The 3,997-nt window shown below is 68.2% G+C and carries 7 protein-coding genes and 1 pseudogene; 2 read left to right on the top strand and 6 right to left on the bottom strand.

Annotation, left to right across the window (positions count from 1 at the left end; translation table 11 throughout):
• Window positions 1-335, bottom strand: a 335-nt coding sequence (gene purE / locus VKQ35_RS06640; RefSeq protein ID WP_324359795.1) for a 5-(carboxyamino)imidazole ribonucleotide mutase, incomplete at its 3' end; no start/stop codon positions are given.
• Window positions 336-476: 141 nt separating this feature from the next.
• Between purE and VKQ35_RS06635 the strand changes: the two genes are divergently transcribed.
• A complete protein-coding gene (locus VKQ35_RS06635; protein WP_324359793.1) occupies window positions 477-1,190 on the top strand; it encodes a GGDEF domain-containing protein in 714 nt (237 codons plus the stop codon).
• A gap of 2 nt (window positions 1,191-1,192) precedes the next feature.
• Here VKQ35_RS06635 and VKQ35_RS06630 read toward each other — a convergent pair whose 3' ends face one another.
• Genes VKQ35_RS06630 through VKQ35_RS06620 form a run of 3 tightly spaced genes read right to left on the bottom strand, consistent with a single transcriptional unit; the run spans window position 1,193 to window position 2,485 of the window.
• Window positions 1,193-1,402, bottom strand: coding sequence for a YdcH family protein (locus VKQ35_RS06630; RefSeq protein WP_324359791.1), 210 nt, complete (start codon window positions 1,400-1,402; stop codon window positions 1,193-1,195).
• A 12-nt stretch (window positions 1,403-1,414) separates the two neighbouring features.
• The gene (locus VKQ35_RS06625; protein WP_324359789.1) at window positions 1,415-1,855 is read right to left on the bottom strand and encodes a TIGR02444 family protein; all 441 of its coding nucleotides are present in this window, start codon (window positions 1,853-1,855) and stop codon (window positions 1,415-1,417) included.
• A complete protein-coding gene (locus tag VKQ35_RS06620; RefSeq protein ID WP_324359787.1) occupies window positions 1,856-2,485 on the bottom strand; it encodes a UbiX family flavin prenyltransferase in 630 nt (209 codons plus the stop codon).
• A gap of 125 nt (window positions 2,486-2,610) precedes the next feature.
• Here VKQ35_RS06620 and VKQ35_RS06615 point away from each other — a divergent pair, with 125 nt between their 5' ends.
• Window positions 2,611-2,784 (top strand): YdcH family protein, encoded by a 174-nt coding sequence (locus tag VKQ35_RS06615; RefSeq protein WP_324359785.1) that lies wholly within the window; start codon window positions 2,611-2,613, stop codon window positions 2,782-2,784.
• A gap of 136 nt (window positions 2,785-2,920) precedes the next feature.
• Here VKQ35_RS06615 and VKQ35_RS06610 read toward each other — a convergent pair whose 3' ends face one another.
• Together VKQ35_RS06610 and VKQ35_RS06605 are read right to left on the bottom strand one after the other, a co-directional pair.
• Window positions 2,921-3,610 carry a DUF1013 domain-containing protein gene (locus tag VKQ35_RS06610; RefSeq protein ID WP_324359783.1) on the bottom strand — a complete coding sequence of 230 codons (690 nt, stop codon included), beginning with the start codon at window positions 3,608-3,610 and terminating at the stop codon, window positions 2,921-2,923.
• Window positions 3,611-3,733: 123 nt separating this feature from the next.
• Window positions 3,734-3,997: pseudogene (locus VKQ35_RS06605) on the bottom strand (hypothetical protein); the annotation flags it as partial.

The following is a 3,997-nucleotide window of genomic DNA, read 5'->3' as shown; positions in this document are numbered from 1 at the left end:
ATGCCGGCCGGCATCTGGACGATGGAAAGCAGGCTATCCATGCCCTTGAGCGCCTTCGACTCGATCGGCACGCCCAGCACCGGCAGTTCGGTGAGCGAGGCGGTCATGCCGGGCAGGTGCGCCGCGCCGCCGGCCGCGGCGATGATCACCTTGAACCCGGCCGCCTTGGCGCCCTTGGCGAAGCTGTACATGCGCTCCGGCGTGCGGTGGGCGGAGACCACCTTGGCCTCGTAGGCGACGCCCAGGGCTTCCAGCATGTCGGCGGCATGCTTCAGAATGGGCCAGTCCGAGCGGCTGCCCATGATAATGGCGACGGGCGCTGACTTCGCGCTCATGTCCTGACGGGCCCCTACCTCGAAGGGCGCGGAGTATAGGCGCCGACTTTGCAGGGGCAACCAAGGACGGCTAGATTCGGCAAACTGTTGTCGCGTCTTTGATTCTAAGGCCCAGCTTGGGCCAGCTTCGGGAACGGACCCATGAAAGTCACCGGCGCGCGCAACGAGCCCTTCTCCGCCATGCGACGACGCGCGCTCGCCCAGGCCGGGGCCCAGGTGCGCGGCGGATCGCCCGTGGACTCGGTGGAAATCCTCGGCATCAGCGAGGCGGAGATGACCCCGGCGGTCGGCGCCGCGGTGCAGGGCCTGTTGGGCGAGATCGACGATCTGCGCGGCGAGGTGAGCCGCCTGAAGGGCCGCCTGGCCGAGGTCGAGGACCTGGCCGACCGCGATGCGTTGACCCCTCTGCTCAACCGCCGGGCCTTCCTGCGCGAGCTCGGCCGCATCCGCACCTTCGCCCAGCGCTATGGCTCGCCCGCCAGCCTGGTCTATTTCGACCTGGACGACCTGAAGGGCGTCAACGACCGGCTGGGCCACGCGGCGGGCGACGCGGCGCTGAAGGCGGTGGCCGAGCGCCTGCAGCAGCATGTGCGCGAAAGCGACATCGTCGGGCGCATGGGCGGCGACGAGTTCGCGGTGATCCTGGCCCAGGCCGACCGCGCCACCGCCGAGGCCAAGGCCGCGAGCCTGGCCCGCGCCATCGAGGCCGAGCCGCTGAAGTTCGGCGAATGGTCGGCGCCGCTGCACATCTCCTGGGGCGTGCGCGAAATCACCCAGGACGCCGAGCCCGAGGCGCTGGTCACCGACGCCGACCAAGCCATGTACGCGCAGAAGCGGCAGCGGAAGAGCGCCTAGCGTCAGGCGATAATATCCGGGTTCAGCTGGTCCTCGATGCGGGCGATCTCGTCCTTCAGGGCCAGTTTCTTGCGCTTCAGCCGGGCGATCAGCAGCATGTCGGGCATCGGCGTGGCGGAGATCGCCGCCACCGCGGCGTCCAGGTCGGCGTGATCCTGCCGCAGCTCGCTGAGCCTGGCTTCCAGCACCGCATCTGAGATGTCGTCGTTCATCGGTCGCCGATCCTAGCTCAGCGCCGCGGCGAGCGCAGCCAGGGCGTTGGCCGGTGCGGGTTCGCCCCAGGCCGCCGAGGCCGCCTCCAGGGCCGCCAGCGCGTGCGCGCCGCCCTTTCCGCCGAGGGGTTCGAGGCTTTCCATCAGAACGCGCTCGCAGCGAAGCTCCACCGCCTTCACATCTTCGCGCAGATCCTCGCGCGCGGCGTCGGCGACGCCCTCGAACGCCGGCTTCAGCGCCCGACGCACGGCGCGGACGGGCGTAAGCGCCAGGGCCTCCCAGCGGCGGGCGATGTCGGCGGCGCGGGCCAGCACGGCGGGATCCTCAGTCTCGGCCCAGACCGCCCAGAGCAGGAGCGAGGTGTTCTGGCCAAACTCGTCCTGCAGCGTGAGGCAGGCCTGCGGCACGCCGGCCTGGCCATAGGCCTTCAGCGTCCAGTCCCAGAGCCCCACTCAGACCTCCGTCCGGCTCGGATCGGCGGCCACGGGACCGACATCCTCGCCCCAGCGCTTAACCGGCGTCCATGACAGTCCGAAGAGATCGAGCGCGCGGCCCACCGACTGATCGACCATGGCCTCCAGGTTCGCCGGCTGGGCGTAGAAGGCCGGCAGCGGCGGCGCGATGACGGCGCCCATCTCGGCGAGCTTTACGAGCGTGCGCAGGTGGCCCAGGTGCAGCGGGGTCTCGCGCACCATCAAGACCAGGGGCCGGCGCTCCTTCAGCGCCACATCGGCGGCGCGGCTGAGCAGGGACGAGGTCACGCCCGTGGCGATCTCGCTCATGGTGCGGACCGAACAGGGCGCGACGATCATGCCGAGCGTCCGGAACGAGCCGGAGGCGATGGAGGCCCCGATGTCGGAGACCTTGTGGACCACGCTCGCCTTGGCGTTGACCTGCGCGACCGAAAGCTTGGTCTCCTGCGCCAGCGTAAGCGCGGCGGCCTTGCTCATCACCAGATGGGATTCGACGCCCAGATCGCGGCAGGCGTCCAGCACCCGCAAGCCATAGACGACCCCGGAGGCTCCGGAGACGCCGACGACCAGCCTCGCCCCCTCAAGCCTGGCCTGCTCACTCTGCGACATAAGCGGTCCCTAACGCGCGAACGGCGGACAAAGCCCCAGCTTCGCCATTTGCAAACATATGTGATCTGACAGCCGCGCATAGCGGGTGTTCACTGGGGTCTCCAACAGCAAGGAGGCCACTCGTCATGGCGTTGGAAGCCCGGATCCGTGAACTCGGATCCCGCCACCAGTCCCTCGAAGATGCGATTCAGGACGAAATGCGCAGGCCCGCCGCGGACGACATCAGGCTCAAGGAACTCAAGCGACAGAAGCTTAAATTGAAGGAAGAGATGGAAACCCTTCGCGGCCAGATGCACTAGCCCGCGACCGAGCGTTCCGCTTCCAGGACAGATCCCTCCCGAAGCCGGGAGAGCTGAAGCCGGCGGCCAGCCGGCGAGGGTGGGAAGGCCCTCATCGTAAGGATCTTCCCACCCGCTTCGCTATGCGCTTCTAAATCTAGTCGTCGTCGTGATCGTCGTCGAAGACGTGCTCGAGGGCCTGATCCTCGATCTGCTCTTCTTCCTCGATCGCGGCGTCTTCGATGACGCCGGTTTCGGAGGCCGGCATCAGGGTCGGGCCTTCCGGCGCGACGATGCCCTTGCGCTTGTCGTCGCGGGCCTTCTTCTCGGCCGCCTTCTTGACCACCGCGTCCAGCTCCATCTGGGTGGAGAGGCCGAGCGTCACCGGGTCCACCGGCTTGATGTTGGCCGAGTTCCAGTGGGTGCGGTTGCGCACCTGGTCGATGGTCGCCTTGGTGGTGCCGAGGATCCGGGCGAGCTGGGCGTCGGCCACTTCCGGGTGATTGCGCAGGAACCAGGCGATGGCGTCGGGGCGGTCCTGCCGGCGCGAGACGGGCGTGTAGCGCGGCGTCTTCTTCTGCGGCTTCAGATATTCCGCGTGGCGGCTCTTCTGCGCGACCAGCCGGTGCTTGGGGTTCTTCTCGGCGGCGTCCAGCTCCTCGCGGGTCAGCTGGCCGTTGGCGATCGGGTCGGCGCCGCGGATGTCGCGCGCCACCTCGCCGTCGGCGATGCCCTTCACCTCAAGCGGGTGCAGGCCGCAGAAGTCGGCGATCTGTTCGAAGGTCAGCGAGGTGTTGTCCACCAGCCAGACGGCGGTCGCCTTCGGCATCAGGATGTCAGTGCTCATGGTCCAAATTCCATGTGTCGGAAATGAAGGCGCCCGGCCTTTCGGCCGGGCGGTGTGGGGCGTTCTATAGGCCGGATCAGCGCTTGAGGAAACGGGATTATGCCGTCCGGCCCCTCAGGCCCGTCAGCCCAGGAAAATCGTGCTGGCGGTGAGCGAGCTCATGGAGACGCCCACCAGGATCACCTGATTGGGGACGCCGTTGATGGCGCCCATGTCGATCACCGTGTCGGCGCCCACCTGGCTGATGGTGAAGGTGGTCCCGGGGTCCAGCTCCACCACGTCGTGGCCCGCGCTGAAGTTCAGGATCCGGTCGATGCCGGCGTCCTGCGATGAGTGGATGGTGTCGTGGCCGCTGCCGGCGGTGATGGTGTCATTGCCGCGGTCGCC

Origin of the sequence: Phenylobacterium sp., assembly GCF_035309685.1 — a bacterium.
Classification (GTDB): Bacteria; Pseudomonadota; Alphaproteobacteria; order Caulobacterales; family Caulobacteraceae; genus Phenylobacterium.
The sequence above is the reverse complement of the archived record's forward strand: the minus strand, read 5'-3'. Positions and strand labels throughout refer to the sequence as shown.

What these genes read in the sequence shown, in the direction of transcription:
- VKQ35_RS06635 (WP_324359793.1), top strand. Translation starts at nt 477, where the DNA reads ATGAAAGTCACCGGCGCGCGCAACGAGCCCTTCTCCGCCATGCGACGA.
- VKQ35_RS06630 (WP_324359791.1), bottom strand. Translation starts at nt 1,402, where the DNA reads ATGAACGACGACATCTCAGATGCGGTGCTGGAAGCCAGGCTCAGCGAG.
- VKQ35_RS06620 (WP_324359787.1), bottom strand. Translation starts at nt 2,485, where the DNA reads ATGTCGCAGAGTGAGCAGGCCAGGCTTGAGGGGGCGAGGCTGGTCGTC.
- VKQ35_RS06615 (WP_324359785.1), top strand. Translation starts at nt 2,611, where the DNA reads ATGGCGTTGGAAGCCCGGATCCGTGAACTCGGATCCCGCCACCAGTCC.
- VKQ35_RS06610 (WP_324359783.1), bottom strand. Translation starts at nt 3,610, where the DNA reads ATGAGCACTGACATCCTGATGCCGAAGGCGACCGCCGTCTGGCTGGTG.